Origin of the sequence: Pseudomonas sp. LH21 (genome assembly GCF_036549575.1) — a bacterium.
Classification (GTDB): domain Bacteria; phylum Pseudomonadota; class Gammaproteobacteria; order Pseudomonadales; family Pseudomonadaceae; genus Aquipseudomonas; species Aquipseudomonas peradeniyensis.
The window spans coordinates 898,707-920,769 of sequence record NZ_CP144367.1; the positions used below are offsets into that span (position 1 = coordinate 898,707).

Annotated in this window: 23 protein-coding genes; 9 read left to right on the top strand and 14 right to left on the bottom strand. The window is 66.5% G+C overall.

What is annotated here, in order from left to right:
- Window positions 1–56: 56 nt before the first annotated feature.
- From mksF to mksB, 3 genes are read right to left on the bottom strand one after another with little or no spacing between them, the layout of a single operon-like run.
- Window positions 57–2,888 carry an Mks condensin complex protein MksF gene (gene mksF / locus VUG52_RS04260; protein WP_050706886.1) on the bottom strand — a complete coding sequence of 944 codons (2,832 nt, stop codon included), beginning with the start codon at window positions 2,886–2,888 and terminating at the stop codon, window positions 57–59.
- Window positions 2,885–3,592, bottom strand: a complete 708-nt coding sequence (gene mksE, locus VUG52_RS04265) for an Mks condensin complex protein MksE (protein ID WP_011532174.1) — start codon at window positions 3,590–3,592, stop codon at window positions 2,885–2,887. The genes mksF and mksE overlap by 4 nt, the downstream gene beginning before the upstream one ends.
- Window positions 3,582–4,871 (bottom strand): Mks condensin complex protein MksB, encoded by a 1,290-nt coding sequence (gene mksB, locus VUG52_RS04270; protein ID WP_050706885.1) that lies wholly within the window; start codon window positions 4,869–4,871, stop codon window positions 3,582–3,584. The genes mksE and mksB overlap by 11 nt, the downstream gene beginning before the upstream one ends.
- A 287-nt stretch (window positions 4,872–5,158) precedes the next feature.
- Here mksB and VUG52_RS04275 point away from each other — a divergent pair, with 287 nt between their 5' ends.
- Both VUG52_RS04275 and rimI read left to right on the top strand, forming a co-directional pair.
- Window positions 5,159–5,950, top strand: coding sequence for a hypothetical protein (locus tag VUG52_RS04275; RefSeq protein WP_050706884.1), 792 nt, complete (start codon window positions 5,159–5,161; stop codon window positions 5,948–5,950).
- Window positions 5,947–6,402 carry a ribosomal protein S18-alanine N-acetyltransferase gene (gene rimI / locus VUG52_RS04280; protein WP_050706883.1) on the top strand — a complete coding sequence of 152 codons (456 nt, stop codon included), beginning with the start codon at window positions 5,947–5,949 and terminating at the stop codon, window positions 6,400–6,402. Before VUG52_RS04275 ends, rimI begins: the two co-directional genes overlap by 4 nt.
- Before the next feature lie 66 nt (window positions 6,403–6,468).
- Here rimI and VUG52_RS04285 read toward each other — a convergent pair whose 3' ends face one another.
- From VUG52_RS04285 to VUG52_RS04305, 5 genes are all read right to left on the bottom strand, one after another.
- Complete coding sequence (locus VUG52_RS04285; RefSeq protein WP_050706882.1) at window positions 6,469–7,647, bottom strand: acetyl-CoA C-acetyltransferase; 1,179 nt, start codon at window positions 7,645–7,647, stop codon at window positions 6,469–6,471.
- Between the two features lie 211 nt (window positions 7,648–7,858).
- Window positions 7,859–8,980, bottom strand: a complete 1,122-nt coding sequence (locus VUG52_RS04290) for an agmatine deiminase family protein (protein ID WP_050706881.1) — start codon at window positions 8,978–8,980, stop codon at window positions 7,859–7,861.
- Between the two features lie 4 nt (window positions 8,981–8,984).
- Window positions 8,985–10,079, bottom strand: a complete 1,095-nt coding sequence (locus VUG52_RS04295) for an extracellular solute-binding protein (protein ID WP_050706880.1) — start codon at window positions 10,077–10,079, stop codon at window positions 8,985–8,987.
- Window positions 10,080–10,082: 3 nt separating this feature from the next.
- Window positions 10,083–10,979: an N-carbamoylputrescine amidase gene (gene aguB, locus VUG52_RS04300; RefSeq protein WP_050706879.1), complete on the bottom strand. Its 897-nt coding sequence runs from the start codon at window positions 10,977–10,979 to the stop codon at window positions 10,083–10,085.
- Window positions 10,976–12,025: an agmatine deiminase family protein gene (locus tag VUG52_RS04305; RefSeq protein WP_050706878.1), complete on the bottom strand. Its 1,050-nt coding sequence runs from the start codon at window positions 12,023–12,025 to the stop codon at window positions 10,976–10,978. Before VUG52_RS04305 ends, aguB begins: the two co-directional genes overlap by 4 nt.
- A gap of 134 nt (window positions 12,026–12,159) precedes the next feature.
- On the opposite strand from VUG52_RS04305, the gene VUG52_RS04310 reads away from it, so the two are divergent.
- The 4 genes from VUG52_RS04310 to VUG52_RS04325 all read left to right on the top strand — a co-directional run bounded on the left by VUG52_RS04310 (window position 12,160) and on the right by VUG52_RS04325 (window position 16,396).
- Window positions 12,160–13,020 (top strand): LysR substrate-binding domain-containing protein, encoded by an 861-nt coding sequence (locus tag VUG52_RS04310; RefSeq protein ID WP_050706877.1) that lies wholly within the window; start codon window positions 12,160–12,162, stop codon window positions 13,018–13,020.
- Between the two features lie 230 nt (window positions 13,021–13,250).
- Complete coding sequence (gene fabV / locus VUG52_RS04315) at window positions 13,251–14,450, top strand: enoyl-ACP reductase FabV (RefSeq protein ID WP_050706876.1); 1,200 nt, start codon at window positions 13,251–13,253, stop codon at window positions 14,448–14,450.
- A gap of 167 nt (window positions 14,451–14,617) precedes the next feature.
- Window positions 14,618–15,304: a GNAT family N-acetyltransferase gene (locus tag VUG52_RS04320; RefSeq protein WP_050706875.1), complete on the top strand. Its 687-nt coding sequence runs from the start codon at window positions 14,618–14,620 to the stop codon at window positions 15,302–15,304.
- 183 nt (window positions 15,305–15,487) lie between these two features.
- Window positions 15,488–16,396: an alpha/beta hydrolase family protein gene (locus tag VUG52_RS04325; RefSeq protein ID WP_050706874.1), complete on the top strand. Its 909-nt coding sequence runs from the start codon at window positions 15,488–15,490 to the stop codon at window positions 16,394–16,396.
- Window positions 16,397–16,475: 79 nt separating this feature from the next.
- Here VUG52_RS04325 and VUG52_RS04330 read toward each other — a convergent pair whose 3' ends face one another.
- The 5 genes from VUG52_RS04330 to VUG52_RS04350 form a co-directional block, all read right to left on the bottom strand.
- Window positions 16,476–16,817 (bottom strand): HopJ type III effector protein, encoded by a 342-nt coding sequence (locus VUG52_RS04330; protein WP_050706873.1) that lies wholly within the window; start codon window positions 16,815–16,817, stop codon window positions 16,476–16,478.
- Window positions 16,810–17,106 carry a DUF1244 domain-containing protein gene (locus tag VUG52_RS04335; RefSeq protein WP_050706872.1) on the bottom strand — a complete coding sequence of 99 codons (297 nt, stop codon included), beginning with the start codon at window positions 17,104–17,106 and terminating at the stop codon, window positions 16,810–16,812. The genes VUG52_RS04330 and VUG52_RS04335 overlap by 8 nt, the downstream gene beginning before the upstream one ends.
- A gap of 13 nt (window positions 17,107–17,119) precedes the next feature.
- Window positions 17,120–17,812 (bottom strand): dihydromonapterin reductase, encoded by a 693-nt coding sequence (gene folM, locus VUG52_RS04340; protein ID WP_050706871.1) that lies wholly within the window; start codon window positions 17,810–17,812, stop codon window positions 17,120–17,122.
- Window positions 17,813–17,888: 76 nt separating this feature from the next.
- Window positions 17,889–18,461 (bottom strand): antibiotic biosynthesis monooxygenase, encoded by a 573-nt coding sequence (locus VUG52_RS04345; RefSeq protein ID WP_050706870.1) that lies wholly within the window; start codon window positions 18,459–18,461, stop codon window positions 17,889–17,891.
- 148 nt (window positions 18,462–18,609) lie between these two features.
- On the bottom strand, window positions 18,610–19,233 hold the full coding sequence (locus VUG52_RS04350) for a hypothetical protein (protein ID WP_050706869.1): 624 nt from the start codon (window positions 19,231–19,233) through the stop codon (window positions 18,610–18,612).
- A gap of 184 nt (window positions 19,234–19,417) precedes the next feature.
- On the opposite strand from VUG52_RS04350, the gene VUG52_RS04355 reads away from it, so the two are divergent.
- Window positions 19,418–19,873: a flavodoxin gene (locus VUG52_RS04355; RefSeq protein ID WP_050706868.1), complete on the top strand. Its 456-nt coding sequence runs from the start codon at window positions 19,418–19,420 to the stop codon at window positions 19,871–19,873.
- A gap of 136 nt (window positions 19,874–20,009) precedes the next feature.
- Here the strand turns inward: VUG52_RS04355 and VUG52_RS04360 are convergent, their stop codons facing one another.
- On the bottom strand, window positions 20,010–20,891 hold the full coding sequence (locus VUG52_RS04360; protein ID WP_050706867.1) for a LysR family transcriptional regulator: 882 nt from the start codon (window positions 20,889–20,891) through the stop codon (window positions 20,010–20,012).
- Between the two features lie 102 nt (window positions 20,892–20,993).
- Here VUG52_RS04360 and VUG52_RS04365 point away from each other — a divergent pair, with 102 nt between their 5' ends.
- Window positions 20,994–21,380, top strand: a complete 387-nt coding sequence (locus VUG52_RS04365) for a CidA/LrgA family protein (protein WP_331832475.1) — start codon at window positions 20,994–20,996, stop codon at window positions 21,378–21,380.
- Window positions 21,370–22,056 (top strand): LrgB family protein, encoded by a 687-nt coding sequence (locus VUG52_RS04370; RefSeq protein WP_262974181.1) that lies wholly within the window; start codon window positions 21,370–21,372, stop codon window positions 22,054–22,056. Before VUG52_RS04365 ends, VUG52_RS04370 begins: the two co-directional genes overlap by 11 nt.
- Window positions 22,057–22,063: the final 7 nt, after the last annotated feature.

Consider the following 22,063-nt stretch of genomic DNA (forward strand, 5'->3'; position numbering starts at 1 on the left):
ATTATTTGTGTGCTGGCGTGGGAGCGGGCTTGCCCCGCGATGCTTTACCGGCTGAATTAGGCCAGTTCTTCGGTTTCATCCTCGCGCACAATGGCCTTCACTTCGTCGCGACGGCTGATGTACTTCCAGTCCGCCTCGTCGATGTAGATGCCGTTCGGCCCGCTGCCGCCTTCCAGGTCGATCGCCACCCGCGCCGATACCTGCGGCTTCACGCTCGCCAGGATCGGCACGAAGCCCAGCTGCTGGCTGGTCTCCAGCAACGCTGCCTGGTTGCGTTCGTCGATGTCCGCCGCCTCGTCGAGGTAGTACGGCAGGCGAATGCGCCCGGCCAGGTCGCGGTCCATCAGGTGCAGCAACAGGTACATGTTGGTCAGCGCCTTGATGGTCATGGTGGTGCCGTTGGACGCGGCGCCGTCGATGTCGGCGTGGATCACCGGCTGGCTGTTGATCTTGGTGATCTCGAAGGCCAGCTCGAACAGGTCCTTCAGGCCCAGCTGGTTATGGTTGGCCGCCACCAGTCGTGCCAGGTACTCCTTGGCCTCTTCGTTCTTGTGATCCTGCTCGGCGCTCTGGGTCAGGTCGAACACCGACAGCGTCTCGCCTTCCTCGTACTGGCCGGCGCTGTGGATGATCTGGTCGATGTGCCGGAGCGCTTCCTTGTTCGGTGCCAGCACCACGCGGAAGCTCTCCAGGTTGGACACCTGGCGCTTGTTGATCTCGCGGTTGAACAGCGCCAGCTGGTGCTCGAGGCTGTCGTAGTCGCTGCGGATGTTGCGCAGGGTCCGGGCGATGTCGGTGACTGCGGCGCGGCGGGCCTTGGCCAGGGTCAGCGCTTCCTCGGTGCGGTGCGAGTAGGCGTTGATCAACAGCTGCAGGCGGCGCTCCATGTCGTCTTCGCTGTCGAACTTGGCCACGCCCTTGAGGCGCACCTGGGCGTACAGCGCCTCGATCTGGTTGTCCACCCGTTGCAGCGCCTGCCAGCTGTCCTGGTAGTCGTTGAGCAGCGGCAGCAGGTTGTCCATGGAGTCGTCGATAGCCTCCATGAACGGCGTGCCGAACGGCAGGTCGGCCGGCAGCAACTGGCGACGACGCAGGGCGTCCTCCAGGGTGCGCTGCTTGGCTTCGAGGTCGGCGATCTGCCGGCCCACCAGCTGCAGCTTGGCCGACAGCTGCTGGACGCGTTCGGTGAAGGCGTCGCTGGAGCGCTTGAGCTCGTCCTGGGCGGCTTCCAACTGGCCCAGTTGCTCCATCTTCTCCGGCTCTTCGGCAGCCAGGGTCTCGGTGCGGCGGAAGTCTTCCAGGGCCTTCTGCGCATCCAGCACCTGCTGGTACAGGGCCTCGGTCTGCGCCTTGCTGGCGGCGCGGTCGAGGGCCACGGCCTGCTGGGTCTTGAGCTGCTTGAGTTCTTTTTCCAGACGCTCCTTCTGGTCGCGCAGGGCGGCGCGGTCGGCCAGGGCCTGCAGCGCGGGCGGGTCGATGTGCGAGATGTCGATGGACAGGCCCGGCACTTCGAAGCGTTCGCCCTTGAAGCGGTCGAGCACGCCTTCGAGGGTCTTCACCCAGACGTCGCTGTCGTCCAGCTCGATGCCGCGGTCGCCCAGCGGCAGGCTGAACAGCGCGCCGTTGAACAGGCGCATCAGGCGGTCGACGTCCTGCTGCGAGAACTCTTCGCGCAGGCGGGCATAGCTGTTGTTGTCGGCGTGGTCGAGCTGCTGCTTGACCGCCTTCACGCGTTTTTCCAGGTCGCGCACGCGCTCGTCGAGGTCCTCGGCGGAGAACTGCCGCGACTGGGCCAGGGCGCCGGCCAGTTCGTCGTGGGCGTCCTTGGCGGCCAGCAGCTGCTGCTCCAGTACCTTGACGTCGGTGACCAGGGCGAAGCGGTGCTTGAGCACCGACAGCTCACCCAGCCAACGCTGGATACCGGTGATCTCGCGCTCCAGGCGCATCAGCTCCTGGGTGCCGCCGCGCTGGTCGTTCTGCAGGCGGTCCTGCTCGCCACGGTAGTGCTCGGCCTGGATGGTCAGCTCTTCCTTGCGCGCCATGGCGTATTCCTGCCAGGTGCCCAGCAGGTTGTCGAGAAGGGGCGAAATACGGTGCAGCTTGCCACGCAGGATGTCGCGCTGGGCCACGCCGCCGGCCAGGGCTTCGACCAGGGGACCTGCGGCCACCAGGGCGTTGTAGTCGCCCTCCATGCGGCGTACGTCGCGGAAGGCCTCTTCGCAGGCGGCGATGTAGTCGACGCTGCCCGAGCGCAGGCTGTGCTCGAAGGCGTCGAGGAACAGCTGCTTGAGCTTGGCGGCGGTGATCTCGCGCATGTGCAGCAGGTTGATGAACAGCGCGCGGAAGGTCTTCAGGCTCTGCTCGCTGGTCGAGCGCAGCGGGATCAGGGTCAGGTCCAGCGGCACCGAGGTGTGGCCACCGACCAGCAACCGACGCAGCTCGTCCGGCTTGAGCTCGTAGGCTTTCAGGCCATGACGCTCGAGGTTGGTGAACAGCTCCTTCTGGCGCAGGCAGGTGTCGTCTTTCTGGTAGTGGGCCAGGTCCAGCTCGCCCTGGTAGGCGAAGAACTGGTGGCCGAAGCCGCCGCCCGGGCCGCGACCGACCACGCCGATCACGTGCGGACCGTGGGGCAGGTTCAGTTCGGTGAGGATGTAGCTGGTGTCGCTGGCGAAGTAGAAGCGGCGCGACTGCTCCAGGCTGTACTTGCCGAAGCTCATGTCGGACATGCGCGCCAGGATCGGGAACTGCAGGGCGTTGATCGACGCCGATTTACCCAGGTTGTTGGCGCCGTAGACCGACAGCGGGTGTTCCAGGGGGAACAGGCCGAGGCTGTAGCCGGCGGTGTTGAGCAGTGCGAAGCGGCGGATGCCGTAGCGTTCCTGGCTCATGCGTCAATCTCCTGTTGCTCTTCGCGGATCGCCCGGGCCAGGGCGTCCTCTTCGCTTTCCTCGCCGTCGAACGGGGTGAGGTCGAGCGGGTCGTCGGTGCGGTTGAGTTCCTCGGGGGTTTCTTCCACCACCAGCACGGGCACCGGCAGCGGCAGGTCGCTGTGCAGGGTGGCGGCCAGGTCGCGGTCCTGCTGGACCGACAGGCACACGTCGAGGAAACGGTGCATCGGCGGCATGAAGCGGTAGATGCCGCCCTCTTCGAAGGCGAAGCCCAGCTGGGTCATGCGGCGCATGATCTTTTCTTCGAGCTCGTCGACGGTCTGCACTTCGGCCTGCAGGAACAGGTCGCGGTACTTGTCCAGCAGCGATGGCAGTTCGTCGCGGCCGATGCTGCCGCCGTCGAGCACGGCCATCGGGTCGCGGCCCTGGTCGGCCAGGTGCTCGACCAGGATGAAGGTGAACAGCGACAGGCGCTGGGCGGTCTTGTTGACCTGCGCGGCGGCCTGCTCGGGGACGAAGTAGTAGAAGCCGCGGGTGTCGCAGACCAGCTCGAAGCCCAGGGCCTTGAACAGGGTGCGGTACTGGTCCTGGAAGTTCGACAGCTGGGCGTACAGCTCCGGGTCGCGGCGGCTGATGTGGAAGCCCTTGAACAGCTCGCGGAAGATCGGCGCGAGCTGGGACAGTTCGGAAAGATCAAGATGCATGGACGGGGCTCGCGGTGGATTCGGTCGGGGTCGCCGGCTTGTTGTCGCGGCTGGAGGTCAGGGCGAAGGAGCGCAGGCTGACCAGGTGTTCGCGGGTAAGGTACTGCTGGCGATCGAGGCGCTCGCGGCTGAAGCGCTTTTCCCGCGACAGGCGCGAGAACCAGTACAGCAGCTCGTCGGTGGCGCCCTCGGGCTCCTGTTCCAGCAGCCAGACCATCAGGTCCGGCAGCGGCAGGGCGTCCTCGCAGCGCTCGAGCATTTCCTTGACCGTGCGCGGGGCGCGGGGCAGCGGGCCCTTTTGCGTCTTGTGTGCCTTGGGGAAGCGCGCAGGCTTGGGCTCGAAGCGAGCCAGGGCGTAGACGTAGGCCTCGACTTGGCTGGCGCTGCCAAGGAAGGTGCTCTGCGGGCGGGTGAACAGCGGCATGGCCGCCTGCGGCACGGCGTCGATGCCCTTCTTGCGGATCACCGACAAGGCCAGGGCGGCGCCACGGGTCACGGCGTTGTGCCGGCGCGCTTCTTCGCGCAGCGGCAGCAGCAGTTCGCGGGCGTGACGCAGGGTCAGCTGGGCGCTGGTCTGCATTTCGAGGATGCGCGCGTGGGTGCGCAGCAGCATGTCGTCGTCGACCAGGTGGCCCAGGCGCGCCTGCTCGCCCAAAAGGCGCAGCAGCACGGTCTCGACCTTGCGCACGCCCTGCTCGAAGGCGCCGTCGGCGTTGACCAGCTGGATCATCGGCTCGACGTACTCGTCCCAGGTCGCCAGTACTTCGGCGTAGCGCTGGCGCAGGGGGATCTGCCGGTTGCTGGTCTTGGCCCGTTCGGCCACGGCCACCAGCGCCTGTTCGTCGTTGTCGAGCTTCTTCAGTACATCGCGCACGCGCATGTCGAGCAAGCGCAGCTGACGCGCCAGATCGTCGCTGTCGCGGTTGTCGAAGGCGTCCTGGATATGCCCGGCCAGGCGTTCCAGGTGGCGCAGGTAGGCCTCGATCTCCAGGCACAGGCCCAGCCGGTGTTCGCGGCGCAGGTAGGCGAGGAAGTCGTGGATCTGCGCGTTGAGCTCGAAACGGTTCGGGCTCTTGGCCACCGGGACCAGGATGTCCAGGCGAATCCACACGTCGAGCAGCTGGGTGATGTCCTGCGGGGTGCTTTCCACCTGCTGGCGGGCCAGCTGCTGGCGCAGCTCGACCAGGCTCAGGGTGCCCTGGTCGAAGCGCTCGCACAGCGGCTCGATCAAGGCCCAGTGTTCGGCTAGGGCGCGCAGGACGCGCTTGGGTTCGATCATTGGCGGGTCGACTCGTTGCCAAATAAAAGGGGCGATTGTACTGCATCCGGGGGGGAGGTTTTCACCCCTTGGTCTGTAATGGGGGATAACCCGAGTTACAGGGTGGCCTGCACTGGCCCTTTCGCGGGTAAACCCGCTCCCACAGGGCCTGCACGCCCTCTGTGGGAGCGGGTTTACCCGCGAAAGGGCCAGTGCAGGCAGTAAAATTCCGTCGACCTGTTGCGCCACGATGCTGCCAACGGCGTTAGAATGCCCGACTGTTTCGTCTATCCCCGGATACCCGCGCCTTGCTGATCGAGTCCCGCCGCCGCGCCTACCTGTCCGCCATGCAAGTGGTGCACTGGCTGCCGCGCGCCGAACTGCCGTTCGCCGCCCCGTCGCGGCCGGAGCTGCTGTTGCCGGTGGCGCCGGTCGAGGACGTCGACTTCGAGGTGCGTCCGGCCGCCCCCGCACCTGCGCCGAGCGCCACCCCGGTGGCCCCCCAGGCGCGTGCCGAGCGGCCGAAGATCGAAATCCCGCGCCCGGGCAGCGCGCCAAAACCGGCCGCCAAGCCGGTCGAGGCCGAGCAGGAGGCCCCTGCGCCACGCCCGGCGCCGGTGCCGCCACCACGCTTCGCCCTGCAGTTGCTGCGCGCTGGCAGTTGCCTGCTGCTGGTCGAGCTGGCCACCGGCCAGCCGTTCCAGAGCCGCGACCCGTCCTACCTGCTGCTCAAGGACATGCTGCGCGCCGCCGGCTTGCCGGATGCCCCGCAGATCATCGGCGAGCCGGTGCGCTGGCCGCTGCTGATGCGCGGCAACATGGACCAAGGCCCGGACGCCGCCCGCGACTTCGTCCAGGGTTTCATCGCCGCGCGCCTGGAAGAGGCGCCGTGCACCTGCCTGTGGCTGCTCGGCCTGCCGGCCATCCGCTTCGCCGGCCAGGCCGATGCCCAAGCCTACTACCAAGAACTCGAGGTCGACCTGCTCGGCAACGCCTGGGCCTTGCCCGGCCTTGAACTGTTGATGGACGAGCCGCAACGCAAGGCGGACGTCTGGAAAGCCATGCGCCAGCTGATGGCGCGCTGGAAGAGCGTTGAATGAGTGACTCGATCAGTTTCCGCCCGGCAACCGAGGCGGATCTGGATGCCCTGCTTAAGATCGAATATGCCGCCTTCAGCCACCCCTGGACCCGCGGCATCTTCCTGGATGCGCTGAAGTCCTATGAAGTGTGGCTGATGTTCGTTGGCCAGCAGCAGGTCGGCCATGGCGTGATCAACGTGATCATCGACGAGGCGCACCTGCTCAACATTACCGTCAAGCCGGAGAACCAGGGCTGCGGGCTGGGCTTGCGCCTGCTCGAGCACCTGATGGCGCGGGCCTACCAGCTCAATGGCCGCGAGTGCTTCCTCGAAGTGCGCGCCAGCAACCAGTCGGCCTATCGCCTGTACGAGCGCTATGGGTTCAACGAGATCGGCCGGCGTCGAGACTACTATCCGGTGGCGGGTGGGCGCGAAGACGCGCTGGTGATGGCCTGTACGTTGCTGGAGGACTGAGGCGCGCCGCCGCGGGCACCGGTTCAAGCCAGTGCCTGGCGACGGCTGAGGTTCAGGCGGCGAGAATCAACGCTCGATTGCCAGGGCTACGCCCTGACCGCCGCCGATGCAGAGGGTCGCCAAGCCCTTCTTCGCATCGCGCTTGATCATCTCGTGCAGCAGGGTCACCAGCACTCGACAGCCCGAGGCGCCGATCGGGTGGCCCAGGGCGATGGCGCCGCCGTTGACGTTGACCTTCGCCGCATCCCATTCCAGCTGTTTGCCCACCGCCAATGCTTGGGCGGCAAAGGCTTCGTTGGCCTCGATCAGATCCAGGTCGGCCAATTGCCAGCCGGCCTTGTCCAGGCAGCGCTGGGTCGCCGACACCGGGCCGATGCCCATGATCGCCGGGTCCACGCCGGCGCTGGCGTAGGCGGCGATCTTCGCCAGTACCGGCAGGCCCAGGGCCTTGGCCTTGCTGGCGCTCATCAGCAGCACCGCGGCGGCACCGTCGTTGAGGCTGGAGGCGTTGCCGGCGGTGACGCTGCCGTCTTTCTTGAACGCGGCGCGCAGCTTGCCCAGGGATTCGGCAGTGGTGCCGGGGCGGGGCTGCTCGTCGGTGTCGAACACCAACGGCTCGCCTTTTTTCTGCGGGATGTGGATCGGGGTGATCTCGTCCTTGAAGCGCCCGGCCTCGATGGCGGCCACGGCCTTGCGCTGCGACTCGGCGGCGAAGGCATCCTGTTGTTCACGGGTGAGGGCGTACTTGTCCACCAGGTTCTCGGCGGTGATACCCATGTGGTAGTCGTTGAAGGCGTCCCACAGGCCATCGCTGATCATGCTGTCGATCAGCTGGCCGTGGCCCATGCGCTGGCCGGTGCGCGCCGAAGGCATCACGTAGGGCGCCAGGCTCATGCTCTCCTGGCCGCCGGCGATCACCACCTCGGCGTCGCCACAGCGGATGGCCTGGGCAGCCAGGTGCAGGGCCTTGAGGCCCGAGCCGCAGACCTTGTTCAGGGTCAGCGCCGGGACCTCGAACGGCAGGCCGGCCTTGACCGCGGCCTGGCGTGCGGGGTTCTGGCCGGCCCCGGCGGTGAGCACCTGACCGAGGATCACTTCGTCGACCTGGGCCGGGTCCAGCTGGGTCTGGGCCAGCAGCTGGCGGATCACGGCGGCGCCCAGCTCCACGGCGGACACGTTGGCCAGGGCCCCCTGGAAACTGCCGATGGCAGTGCGGGTGGCGGCGACGATGACGACTTCGTTCATTGTTGTTCTCCGGGATGCGGGCGTGCTCCTCACAGCATCCCCGCCCGGGGCTTATTTGAGAAGTTTGTTTTTCTTTGCCATTGTTCTGAAATTCAAATGAATGATTGGTGCGCGGTGGAGCCTTCAATCGGGCAGGGCCAGGCTTGGCTGGCCGATGGTGACGGGGCGAAGGCGGTCCGATGAGCCCCGACTTGCCACGCGATGATCGTCTCTACACCGCCGGGCACTGGTTGGTAACGCAGTGAATCCCGCCCCCTCCCGCGGCAATCGCATCGATATCCAGCTGCACCACCTTGCGCCCCGGATACAGCTTCACCAGCAACGCCCGGGCCTTCTCGTCGGCACTGCGATCACCAAACTGCGGCGCAATCACCGCGCCGTTGATGACGAAGTAGTTGATGTACCCTGCCGCGAAGTCCGGGTTGTCATCGTTGAACTTGCTGCGCCGTGGCTTCAGTGGCGGCGAAATCGTGTGGATCTCCAGCTTGCGCTCGTCGGCATCGGTGGCGTTGCGCAGGATTTCCAGGTGCTCGAGAGTCACCTCGTGGTCGTAGGAATCCGGATCGTTGTCCAGGTTCGCCACCACCACGCCGGGCGCCGCGAAGCGCGCATAGAAGTCCACATGGGCGTCGGTGATGTCCTTGCCCTTGATGCCCGGCAGCCAGATGATCTTGCGCAGCCCCAGGCGTTCCTTCAGTTCGGCCTCGACCTGGGCCTTGCTCCAGCCCGGGTTGCGGTTGCTGTTGATCCAGCTGCTCTCGGTCATGATCCCGGTGCCGTGGCCGTCCACTTCGATACCGCCGCCTTCGCCCACCAGTTCGCTCTGCTGGTACTGGGCGCCGGCCAGCCTGGCGACGCGGGCCGCGAGCTTGGCGTCGTAGCGGTGCTGCTGCTTGCCGCCCCAGCCGTTGAAGTTGAAGTCCACCGCGCCCAGCACGCCGTCGTCGACCACGAAGTTGGCGCCGATGTCGCGCATCCAGATATCGTCCAGCTCGCTCTCGACATAGGTGATGTTGTGGCTGCCGCATTCCTCCTCGGCGATGTCGCGCTCGCTGGCGCGGCAGAACACCGTCACCGGCTGGAACGCGGCGATGGCCCGGGCGATGCGCCCGAGCGCGGCCTGGACGTCTTCGGTGAAGTCTTCCCAGATGGCGTCCTGGGCGCCAAAGGCGATGTAGGCGCGTGCGTGCTTTTCGCCTTCGTCGGGCATGAACCAGCGGCCCGGTTCGGCGGCGCGGGCGCTGTTGCCGCCAAACGGCAGGCCAAAGCTGGCGGCGGCGCCGAGGCCGGCGACGACGCTCATGTGCTGGAGGAAGGTACGGCGAGTAGGCATGGGGTCAGTCCTGTGCAGTCTTGAAGCGGGTCCAGACGCGCATGCGCGCACGCATGTCGGCCTGGGGGATGTCCTTGCCCGGGATCAGCCGGGTGTAGGTGGCATCGCCGAGGAAGATGTCCGGGTTGTCACGCAGGCGCGCATCCACCAGGGGGCGGGCCTTGGCGCTGGCGGTGGGGTAGCCGGTGAAATTGCTGATCGCGGCCATGTTCTCCGGGCTCATGACGAAGTTGATGAAACGATAGGCGTATTCCGGGTGCTTGGCGTCGGCGGGGATGGCCATGGTGTCCATCCACACCGTGGTGCCTTCGCGGGGCACGCGGTACTGGAAGTCGATGGCCTTGCCGGCGGCCTCCGCGGTGCGCTGGGCCTGGATCACGTCGCCGCTGTAGCCCAGCGACAGGCAGGTGTTGCCATTGACCAGCTCGGTGACCGGTTGCGACTGCAGCTTGCGCACATAGGGGCGGATGCCCTTGAGCAGCTCGCTGGCGGCGGCCAGGTCCTCGCGCTTGGCGCTGCGCGGCTCACGGCCCAGGTAGTGGAGCACCACGGCCAGCACTTCGTCGGGCGAGTCGATCATCGAGATGCCGCAGTCGGCGAACTTGGCCGCCAGCTCCGGCTTGAACAGCAGGTCGAGGCTGTCCAGCGGGGCGTCGGGCATGCGCTCGCGGATCTTCTTCGCATCCATGGTCAGGCCGATGGTGCCCCAGGTGTAGGGCACGGTGGCCTGGCTGGCCTTGGGGTAGCGGTCGTGCAGCTGGCGCAGGCCGGGCTCGATATCGTCGAGCGCGGTCAGTTGCTTGCGATCAAGGGCTTGCAGGCTGCCGGCACGCATCAGCCGTTCGGCCACGGTGTCGCCGGGGAATACCAGGTCATAGCCGCTGCGCCCGGACATCAGCTTGGCCTCGAGCACTTCGCTGCCGTCCATGACGTCGTAGATCACCGGGATGCCGGTCTCGGCGGTGAAGCGCTTGAGGGTGTCCTCGGCAAAATAGTCGGCCCAGTTGTACAGGCGCAGGGCGTCCTGCTCGGCCTGGGCGACGCCGGCGCAGGCCAGCAGGGCGGCGATGGCGAGCAGTTTCGATGGACGGCTTGGCATGGTTCAGGCCCTCGCGGTCTGTGGGGTGCGGCCGTCCAGGCTGAGCAACGGCGCGTACATGCTGGGGCGACGGTCGCGGTAGATGCCCCAGGTCAGGCGGTCCTCGCGCATGCGTTCCAGGTCCAGGTCGTGCAGCCAGACGCCGCTGCTGTCGCGGTCGGCCTCTTGCAGCATCGCGCCCTTGTGGTCGCAGATGAACGATGAACCGTAGAAACGCATCGACAGGTTGTCGTCGCTGCGCGCCACTTCATGGCCGACGCGGTTGGCGGCCACCACCGGCAGCAGGTTGGCGGCGGCGTGGCCGCGCATGGCCATCTGCCAATGGTCACGCGAGTCCAGCTCGGCGGCGCCCGGCTCCGAGCCGATGGCGGTGGGGAACAGCAGCACCTCGGCGCCCATCAGCGCCAGGCAGCGGGCGGTCTCGGGGAACCACTGGTCCCAGCAGATGCCGATGCCCAGGCGGCCGAAGGCGGTGTCCCAGACCTTGAAACCGGTATCGCCGGGGCTGAAGTATTCCTTTTCCTGGTAGCCGATGGCGTTGGGGATGTGGGTCTTGCGGTACACCCCCAGCAGGCGACCGTCGGCGTCGGCCACGGTCAGCGAGTTGAAGAAGGCATTGCCGGCGCGCTCGTACCAGCTCAGCGGCAGCACCACGCCCAGCTCCTTGGCCAGGGCGGCGAAGCGTTTGAGCAGCGGGCTGTCGTGGTAGTCCTGGGCCAGTGACTGGTGGCTGTGGCACTGCTCGATGCAGAAGTACGGGGTGGCGAACAGCTCTTGCAGCAGGATCACCTGGGCGCCCTGGGCGGCGGCCTGGCGCACCAGCTGCTCGGCGCGCTCGAGGTTGGCGGCCAGGTCCCAGCTGCAGGCCATCTGCGTGGTGGCGATGCGCAAGGTGCTCATGGGCGGGCTCCCTGCCAGGCCGGCTGCTGCTGGGTGATGCAGTGGATGCCGCCGCCGCCGTGGGCGATGTGGTCGATGCGCACCGGCACGACTTCGCGGCCGGGGAAGGCCAGGGCCAGCTGCTGCGCGGCGGCCTGGTCGGCGTCGATCCCGTAGGCCGGCATGATCACTGCGCCGTTGGCCAGGTAGAAGTTGGTGTACGAGGCGCAGAACACCTCGGCCTCGGTATCCACGGCCGCCGTGGCCTCGTACAGGTCGAGCAGCTCGAACGAGCGGCCCTGGGCGTCGGTGGCCAGTTCCAGGGCGCGACGGTTCTCGCGGGCCACTTCGGCGTACACCGAACCCTGGTCGTGGGTGGCGTCCACCAGCAGCACGCCGGGGCGGGCGAAGGCGCACACGCCATCGACATGGCCGTCGGTCATGTCGCCGGTGACGTATTGCGGATCGCCCGGCAGCCAGATGGTCTTGCGGATGCCCAGCAGGCGGGCGAAGCAGTCCTCGAAATCGGCCTTGCTCAGGCCTGGGTTGCGGTTGGGGTTGAGCAGCACCGACTCGGTGGTGATCAGCGTGCCTTCGCCGTCGACGTGGATGGCGCCGCCTTCGTTGCACAGCGGGGTGCTCAGGCCTTCGAGGCCGAGGTGGTCGAGGATGCGCCGGGCCAGGCTGCGGTCCTTGCCATGCTCGGACTTGTCGCCCCAGGCGTTGAAGCGCCAGCTCAGGCCGGCCACGCCCTGCTGCGGGTGGATGAGGAAGGTCGGACCGCTGTCGCGGCACCAGCTGTCGTCGACGGCCAGTTCGACCAGCTCGATGCCGGGGCCGCACAGTTCGCGGGCCATGGCCATGGCCGAGGGGTCGACCACCATCTTCACCGGCTCGAAGCGGGCGATGGCGGCGGCCACGCGGGCATAGTCGCGCTGCACGTCGGCCAGGGTCACGCCCCAGCCCGACTCCCACAGCGGCTTGTTGTGTGGCCAGATCATCCAGGTGGCGGCGTGGCGGGCCCATTCGGCAGGCATGCGCCAGCCGCTGTCGCGGGACAGGGTCATAGTGAACTCCGATCTATTAGGGATTTTTATCAACGAAGCCCGCCGTCGCGGGTGTTGCTGCCCATGTTATGGCTGGGAAACCGCAGCGACAAACGATAGATTTAGCGTATTTCTGATCAGTCAGGCTTATCAGCATGCTCAAACACTGGCCCCCGCTCAACGCCCTGCGCGGCTTCGAAGCCGCCGCCCGCCTGGGCAGCTTCCACAAGGCCGCCGAGGCCCTGAACCTCACCCAGTCGGCGATCAGCCAGCAGATCCGCAGCCTGGAGAGTTACCTGGAACAACCGTTGTTTCACCGCAGCGGGCGCAGTGTCAGCCTGACCGACGCCGGGCATGACCTGCTCAGCACCACCCAAGCCTTGCTGCAGCAGCTGGCGGTGGGGATTCGTCGCCTTGACCAATACCGCAAGCCCAACCAATTGGTGGTCAACACTACCCCGGCCTTCGCCCGGCATTGGCTGTTACCGCGCCTGGCGGATTTCCATCAGCGTCACCCGGATGTGGACCTGTGGCTGTTCACCAGTTTCGAGGTGCCGGACATGGCCAACGAGACCATCGACCTGGCGATTCGCGACGATATCGGGCCGCAGGCTGAATGCAGCTTCACCGTGCTACACCAGGACACGCTGTATCCGGCCTGTCACCCGACGTTGCCCGAGACCGGGCGCACGACCTTGCACGGCGAGCGCGAGATGGACTGGAGTCACTGGCAGCTGGAGGGCGGCGAGGAGGTGGGGCAGCAGGGCAAGGGGCTGAATTTCTCCGACCCGGGGCTGCTGCTGGAGGCGGCGGGCGAGGGGCTGGGGATCGCCCTGGTCAGTCAGTTGCTGGCACAGCGGATGGTCGACGAGGGACGTTTGCGGCCCTTGTCGGCACAGCGCGTACGCGGGCCGGTGTGGAGCTGCCTGGTGCATTGGGAAAGCCAGGAGGATCCATTGGCGCGGCAGTTTCTCGCGTGGTTGCGCGAAGCCCTGCGGCCAGCACCGTCCCTGTAGGCGCGAAAGGGCTGCGCAGCAGCCCCAGATTTCGGAGGATCGCTGAAATTGTCGGGGCCGCTTCGCGGCCCTTTCGCGGCACAAGGCCGCTCCTACAAAATGTTCGAGGATTTTGAATCACCCCGTAATATGTGTCGGATATCCCACGAGGGTAGTCTCACCCTCTAGATCAAACGGCAGTGCCCCGAATCCGGGCGCTGTCCCAGCCTAAACCTGACGAGGTACAGACATTGGCCATCATTCATCCCAAGGTTCGCGGTTTCATCTGCACCACGACTCACCCCAAGGGCTGCGAGCTCAACGTCCGTGACCAGATCGAAGCCACCCGCAAGCTGGGCGTGCGCGAGGATGGTCCGAAGAAAGTCCTGGTGATCGGCGCCTCCAGCGGCTACGGCCTGGCCGCGCGCATCACCGCGGCGTTCGGCTTCAAGGCCGATACCCTGGGCGTGTTCTTCGAAAAGCCGGGCACCGAGACCAAGGCCGGTACCGCCGGCTGGTACAACGCCGCCGCCTTCGACAAGTTCGCCAAGGCCGAAGGCCTGTACAGCAAGTCGATCAACGGTGACGCCTTCTCCGACGAAGCCCGCGCCAAAGTGATCGAGCTGATCAAGAACGAAATGGGCGGCCAGGTCGACCTGGTCATCTACTCCCTGGCCTCGCCGGTGCGCAAGCTGCCGCAGACCGGTGAGCTGGTGCGTTCGGCACTGAAGCCGATCGGCCAGCCGTACAAGTCGACCGCCATCGACACCAACAAGGACATCATCATCGAGGCCAGCATCGAGCCGGCCACCGAGCAGGAAATCCAGGACACCGTCACCGTGATGGGTGGCCAGGACTGGGAGCTGTGGATCGACGCCCTGAACGCCGCCGGCGTGCTGGCGCCGCAGGCCCGCACCGTGGCCTTCAGCTACATCGGGTCCGACATCACCTGGCCGATCTACTGGGACGGCGCGCTGGGCAAGGCCAAGCAGGACCTGGACGAAACCGCCCAGCGCCTGGGCAAGAAAGTCGGTGGCAGTGCCAACGTTGCGGTGCTGAAGTCGGTCGTCACCCAGGCCAGCTCGGCGATCCCGGTGATGCCGCTGTACCTGTCGATGGTCTTCAAGATCATGCAGGAGAAGGGTATTCACGAAGGTACCCAGAACCAGCTGGACCGCATGTTCCGCGACCGCATGTACCGTGCGGATGGTGCGCCGGCTGCCCTGGACGACGAAGGCCGCCTGCGTCTGGACGACTGGGAACTGCGTGATGACGTGCAGGACGCCTGCCGTGCGATGTGGCCCAAAGTCACCACCGAAAACCTGTTCGAGCTGACCGATTACGCGGGCTACAAGAAGCAGTTCCTCAACCTGTTCGGCTTCGAGCGCGCTGACGTCAACTACGACGAAGACGTGGCCACCGACGTACGGTTCGACTGCATCGAGCTGTAAGCAAGTCCTTGACCGCGCAGCCGTTGATGACGGCTGCGCGGTTCCCGCCGACGACTTGTTAATATTCTGAAACAAATCACCCAATGGCCCTTGGCCATGAGCACGCTCCGCCTGATCTATACCCCAGCTATTGGCCTGGCAATTCCGCCGGGGCCGAGGAGGGAGCAATGGGCGCGCTGCAAAAACTACAAGAACGCATTCGCCAGAAGGGCCTCAAGCGCACCTTCAAGACCTTGTTCGAACGTTACGTGTTCTTCCACTGGGAATTGTTGTGGATGGAACGCGACCTGATCAGTCCGGTGCCTCCCTACAGCCTCAAGGCCCACACGCCGGTCACCCTGGTGCAGATCACCACCGCCAACGCCGACGCCTTCGCCGCGAATTTCGGCGACCGCGTCGAGACCATGCGTGAACTGGCCGCCGAAGGGCACACCGGGCACATGTACCTGGACGAGCAGGGCGACGCCGTGGCCTTCATCTGGGCCAGCGTGGTCGACTATCACGACAAGCACTACTACGGTTGCACCTTTCCGGTGAAACCGGGCGAATTCTTCGAGTTCGGCGGCGAGATGACCCGGCCCTACTTCGGCAGCGAGCTATCGGTGACGGCCCAGGTCGAGCTGTGGAACGCCATGCGTGAGAAAGGCTGCCACAAGGTGGTGGACGTGGTGGAGACCCACAATGTGCCGGCCATGAAGCTGCACCTGCGCATGGGCTACCACGAGCAGGGGCGGGTGATGCATGTGTACGGCCTGTTCGGCCGCTGGAAGCTGTTCCGCGAGACCCGCTACGACGGCTCGCGCCTGGCGGTGTTGCGCAAGCCGGGTGTGGCGGGGGCCTTGCCGACTGCTTGAACCTATCGCGGGGCAAGTCGCAGCGGCGCACCGCCGCTCCCACGCTACCTTGGCTAGTTCTGAGTAGCGTGGGAGCGGGCTTGCCCCGCGATAGGGCCGGTACAGCCACCGATTTTTTTGCTAGCGTGGGCGCACGACAACAGCCCGTCCGCCAGCATGGCGCGACGCCGCAGGGAGCGCGCCATGAGCAGCCTCACCCAACCCGCCTGTGCCTTTCGTCATGTCGCCGCCGACGGCTACAGCCTCGGCGGATTCCGTTGGCGCCACGCCGAACCCGATCCCGGGCGAGCGCTGGTGATCATCAACGCTGCCACCTCGGTGCGCTGCCGTTACTACTCGCGCTTCGCCGACTACCTGTTCGCCCAGGGTTTCGACGTGCTCACCTACGACTACCGCGGCATCGGCGAGTCGCGCCCGGCCACGCTGCGTGGTTTCCAGGCGTCCTGGAGCGACTGGGGGCGGCTGGACTTCGAGGCGATGCTGCAACTGGCCGCCGCCGAGCATCCGGGCCAGCCGGTGCATGTAGTCGGCCACAGTTTCGGCGGCTGGGCGCTGGGGCTGGCGCCGTCGGCGGGGCAGGTGCGCCATGCGGTGCTGGTGGGGGCGCAGTTCGCCTACTGGCGTGACTATGCGGCGGAGCAGCGTTGGCAGCTGTTCGGCAAATGGCATGTGCTGATGCCGCTTTTGACCCGGCTGTTCGGCTACTTCCCCGGCAAGCGCCTGGGCTGGCTGGAGGACACCCCGGCCGGGGTGGTGCGTGACTGGAGCACCCGCACGCCGCGCTACGAACACCGCCCCAGCGGGCGCCTGCTCGAGGCGGTGCCGTTCGAACAGGTGCGGGCGGCGACCCTGGCCGTCAGCCTGACCGATGATCCGTTCGGCACGGTGGCGGCCACCGAGCGGTTGTTGGGGTACCTGCGCCAGGCCGAGCGTCGGCACCTGCGGGTGGCGCCTGTGGATATCTCGGTGGAGGAGATCGGGCATTTCGCGTTCTTTCACGATAGGTTTCGTGAAAGTTTGTGGCCGATTGCACTTGAGTGGTTACGAGAAGGGCGATTGGGGGACCAGGTGCCGGGTAGCGTTATCAGGTGAGGGTCTCATCGCGGGGCAAGTCGCATCGGCGCACCGCCGCTCCCACAGAAACTGGAGCGGACTTGGGCATGACACGCTATTAGGCCAGGCGCGCCAACGGCTGGGCGGTGAACTTCACGCCGGCCAAACCATGCTTGATCAGCGCACGGATGTTGCCATGGTCGCTGCCCTCGGGGGTGGCCACCACGCTGCGGTAGTGCTCGCCGAAGGCCAGCAGCGCCTCTTGGTCGCTCAGCCCTTCCAGCAGCGCCAGGCCCAGGGTCTTGCACGAACCTTCGTTCTGCCCGGCGGCGTTGTGCACGTCGCCGTTGTCGAAGGCCTGGGGTTGGTAGCTGTAGTTCGCGGCGATGAACGCCAGGGTCTCGGCGAAAACGTGTTCGCCGCTGGCGAGGCTGCTGCGCAGGGTGTTCAGGTCAGTCACGAGGTTTTCCTTGTTCGAACGCCGCCTGTTGCTCGGCGCTGGCTTCTTTCTGGTGTTGGGCTTTCCACTCGGCGTAGGGCATGCCGTACACCTGCTCGCGGGCATCATCCAGGCTCAGCTCGATCTGGCGATCGTCGGCGGCGGCCTTGAGCCATTTCGACAGGCAGTTGCGGCAGAAGCCGGAGAGGTTCATCAGGTCGATGTTCTGCACGTCGGTGCGCTTCTGCAGATGGTCGACCAGGCGCCGGAACGCGGCGGCTTCGAGTTCGAGCTGTTGTTGCGGGGTCATGGGCGGTGTCTCTTCAGGTCATGCGGTTCTTCAGATGGCGGCCACCGTTGATGACCACCTGGCTGCCGGTGCTGTACTGGCTTTCGAGCAGGAACAGCACGGCGTCGATCAGCGGGCGGGCGCCGGGTTCGAATTCGAGCAGGGCCTTTTTCAGGGTCTGCTGGCGGTACTGCTCGTCGCCGCCTTCCTTGAGGATCAAGAGGCCCGGCAGGATACCGTTGACGCGCACCTTGGGCGCGTACTTTTCGGCGAACGACAGCACCATGTTCTGCAGCGCGGCCTTGGTCGCGGCGTAGCCGATATGGCTCTTGCTGCCGCGCGAGGAGGTCTCGTCGCAGATGTGGATGATATCGGCCTTGTCCACCTTGTTCAGCCACTCGCCGAGGGCCAGGTTGAGGTGGTAGGGCGCCTCGACGTGCAGGCGGAACATGGTGTCGAGGTTGTCCAGGCCATCGTCGAGCCACAGCGAGGCGTTGTGGATGATCGCACGCAGGCCGTCGTAGTGGCCGTGCAGGTGGTCGATCAGGGCCTGGCGGTCTTCGCTGCGGGTCAGGTCGGCCTGGAACTGCCGGATGTTCGGGTGGGCCGCCTGGGCATGCAGGCTGCGGCTGGCGCTGACCACCGTATGGCCGGCCTGGGCCAGCTCCAGGGCCAGGGCCAGCCCGACGCGCTGGCTGGCGCCGGTGATGAGGATTGGGCTGTTCATGTGCGGGCGGTCTGTTCGTCTGTCCGTGCGTGATGCCCCAGCATACCCGAACTGCGCGGCCTTGCGAGCCCGTGCCTCAGCGGCTGCGCAGCCCCTGGGCGCGGTCGCTCGGGGCATGCGGCGCGGCGTTCAGCCAGCCGGCCAGCAGGCGGGTGGACAGTGGGATGAACAGGTACACCATCAAGGGGGTCAGGGCCAGGGTGCTGAGCAGTACGCGGGGCAGCAGTTCCAGCGCTGCCAGCCAGTGGCCGAACAGCAGGTTGAACAGCAGCGAGACCGGGAAGAACGCCAGCCAGATGGCCGTGGCCTGTTTCCAGCGCGGCGGTTTCTGCACCGTATTGGTGCCGAACCAGTCGTCGATGCCGCTCACGCGCCTCTCTTTGGGGCGTTCGAACAGGCCGTCGCCACGCTCAAGCCAGGCTCGGCGCGAGGCGGAATGCTCCCAGGCGTGCAGGGTCTGCTCGTCGGTGAAGCGGAAGATGATCTGGAATTCATCGCCCTCGGCCGGCGGCGCGAGGATGCCCGAGCCCAGGTAACCGGGGAAGTCGGTGGCCAGCTGCTCGCCTTCATGCAGCCAGGCCAGCAGGTCCTGGTAGCGGCCACAGGCGGCGCGGCGCGACACCATCAGGGTGACGGGTGGGGTAGACATCGTGTATCTCCTGGCGACGGGGCTGGCGGGTAGCCGGCCCCTTGGCATGCGGCCCGGGGTGGTGGGCGGCGCAGGCGTGCTTGCAAGAATCGGGCGCAGATTATGCGCGATCACCCATGACCGGTCAGTTTCAGCGGCTGGACGGTCGTCAGAAGGCGGCGGGAGCCTGGGCGTGCAGCTCGGGGTGGGCCTGGCGGTGGGCCTGCAGGATGTACTCGCGCAGGCGTTCGATTTCTTCGGCCGGGCTGTGCGACAGGTCATAGGCGGCCAGGCGCGGGCCGATGCGCCGGCGCAGCACGCCATGCAGGCCGATCGGCGGGATATCCGCGGCGGCGAAGCGCAGCTTGAAGTGGGACGGCGCCTCGCGCCGGCCACGGACTTCCAGCAGCACGCCCTTGAACGAGATGTCACGCACCCACAGATCGCTGGCCTGGCCATGGTCGTCGAGCAGGGCGCTCGGCTGCTCCAGCGACAGGCGCCAGGGTCGCAGCATGGGGCCGTCCTCGTAGATGTCCGGCGAGCCCAGTTGCAGGTGCAGGGCGTGGAATTCATCCTCGACCAGTTGCAGGGGGAAGCTCAGTTGCTGGTTGTTGAAGCTGGCCTGCAGGGTTACCTGCTCGTTGGCCACCAGGCGGGTGAGCAGGTCCTTCAGACGACGGTCGCCATTGACCAGCAGGCTCGACATGGGGTCGGCCAGGTTCAGTTGGGGCGAATGCTGCATGTCCTGGATGAAATCCAGTTCGTCCTGGGAGAGTAGGGCGTCTGCTTGCATGGTCGAACTCGAAGGGGCGATCGGTAAGGGCGATTTCTTCACGGCTGTCGACAGTGGGCAATACGCTTCGTTCCGGTCATTCGTCGGATAATCCTGAAGTGTGTGACTTTAGGCATAGGCGGCCTTTTGCCACTGTCGAGTGCTAGTATCCTACGTTTTCACTCAGTTTCGGAATCCTCACCCGATGAAAGTCGCCATTATTTCCGGTTCGGTCTACGGCACCGCCGAAGAAGTCGCCCGTCACGCCGAGTCGCTGCTCAAGGCCGCCGGCCTTGAAGCCTGGCACGCCGCCCGCGCCACCCTGCAGGACATCGAAGGCTTCGCCCCGGACGCGCTGCTGGCGGTGACCTCGACCACTGGCATGGGTGAGCTGCCCGACAGCCTGATGCCGCTGTACAGCACCATTCGCGATGTGTTGCCGGCGGCCTGGCGTGGTTTGCCCGGGGCGGTGATCGGCCTGGGCGACTCGAGCTATGGCGACACCTACTGCGGCGGCGGCGAGCAGATGCGCGAGCTGTTTGCCGAGCTGGGGGTGAACGAGGTGCTGCCGATGCTGCGGCTCGATGCCAGCGAGACGGTAACGCCGGAGACCGATGCCGAGCCGTGGTTGGCGGAGTTTGTGGCTGTCCTTAAAGGCTAATCTTCTGAGGCTCGGCGGTCCCTGTAGGAGCGGCCTTGTGCCGCGAAAGGGCGGCAGCCATTTACGTGTAGACGCTCAGTACCTGGGGCCGCTTTGCGGCCCTTTCGCGGCACAAGGCCGCTCCTACACGTTCGCGTCAGTCGTTCTGTTCACGCAACAACGCCAGCCACGCCTGCGCCGCCCGCGACAGATAAGCCCCGCGCCGCCAGATGAAGGCGATGTCCCAACGCAGGTACTCAGGCGCCCGCAACGGCAAACGCACCACCCCGGGCCGCTCCAGCGCCCGCGCGACGATCGCCGGCAGCAGCACCACGCCTTGACCGGCCGCCACCAGCGCGGCGAGAAAGTCCGCCTGGCCGCTGCGTCCGCCCTCCCTGGGCGTGAAGCCCTCCTGCTGGCAGGCACTGAGCAACCGATCGTTCAACACGAAGCTGCGCTGGTACAGCAGGAACGGCGTGTCAGCCAGTTGCGCCAGGGCGACGTCGGCTTGCCCGGCCAGCGCGTGGTCGGCGGGCAGCAGGGCCTCCAGCGGCTCGTTGCAAAAGGGTTGGTAGTCGAACGCCGGATCGTTCGGCGTCAGGCTGCCGCCCAGTTCCAGCTCGCCACTTTTCACCGCCTGCTCGACCATGCGGCTGCCGCCTTCGAGCAGCTGGATCGAGATGTTCGGATGCCGCCGCCGGTACTCGGCGAACAATCCGGCGAACAGCGCGTCGCTGCCCAGTAACGGCAGACCAAGGCGCAGCTCGCCGCGGGCCATCTGGCTGAGGTCGTCCAGTTCGCTCTGCAGCTCCTGGCGCTGGCGCAACAGCGCCTCGCCCCGCTCAAGGACGATGCGCCCGGCGGCGGTCAGCAGCAACTGCGAACCCTGGCGCTCCAGCAGGGGCTGGCCGATATCCTGTTCCAGCTGGGCGACCTGCTTGCTCACCGCCGACTGGCTGATGTGCAGGGTGGTCGCCGCCTGGGTGAAGCCGCCCTTGTGGACGACTTCGATGAAACTGCGCAGTTGTTTGAATTCCATGATCACTGAATTCCATTCTGGAATGGCTGTCAGTCTAACAATTCGCTTCTGGCCTAGGTGCGCGAATTCTACAATGGGCACGTTGTCGAGGAACCCCCGCCCATGAATCCTGCATTGCTGAAGAAAACCCTGCGCCTGCTCGCCGAGCTGGCGGTGCTGCTGGCCCTGGTCCTGATCGGTGGGCAACTGGCCGCCTGGCTGGCCTGGCCGATCCCCGCCGGGGTGATGGGCCTGGCGTTGCTGCTGGTGCTGTTCGCTACCGGTGTGCTCAAGCCGGCCACCCTGCAACTGGGCGCCGGCTGGCTGATGGCCGAGATGCTGCTGTTCTTCATCCCGGCGCTGATGAGCCTGCTGGACTACGGCAGCCTGCTGCGCAGCGAAGGCTGGCGTATCCTGCTGGTGATCGCCCTGAGCACCCTTCTGGTGATGGTGGTCACCGCGCTGACCGTGGAACTGGTGTGCCGCTGGAGGCTGCGCCATGAGCCTTGAACCCATGCCGCTGTTCTGGCTGGTGCTGACCCTGGGCGCCTACCTGGGCAGCCGCTGGCTGTATCGGCGCAGCGGGCGCTACCTGCTGTCGCCGCTGATCCTGGTGCCGGCGCTGCTGCTTGCGGTGGCGGTGCCGCTGCACACCGCCTACGCCGAGTACGCTCGCAACACCCACTGGCTGATGGGCGTGCTGGGCCCGGTCACGGTGGCTTTTGCGGTGCCGATCTGGCAGCAACGGGCATTGCTGGCGCGGCACTGGCCGGCACTGCTGGTGGGCATGCTGGCCGGCAGCGTGGCCTCGATCGGCAGCTCCTGGGCGCTGGCGCACTTGCTGGCGCTGGACGAGGCGGTCAGCCTGTCGCTGCTGCCGCGTTCGATCACCACGCCGTTCGCCATGCCGGTGGCCCAGGACCTGGGCGGTGTGCCGGAGCTGACGGCGGTGTTCGTGATGTTCACCGGCGTGCTCGGGGCGATGTTCGGCGGCATCCTGCTGCGCTGGTTGCCACTGCGCACGCCGTTGGCGCGGGGCGCGCTGTTCGGCGTCGGCGCCCATGGCGCGGGCGTCAGCCGGGCCCAGGAGGTCGGCCGCGAGGAGGGCTCGGTGGCCGGGCTGGTCATGGTCCTGACCGGGTTGCTCAACCTGCTGGCTGCGCCGCTGCTGATAAAGTTGATCTGACCGTTCG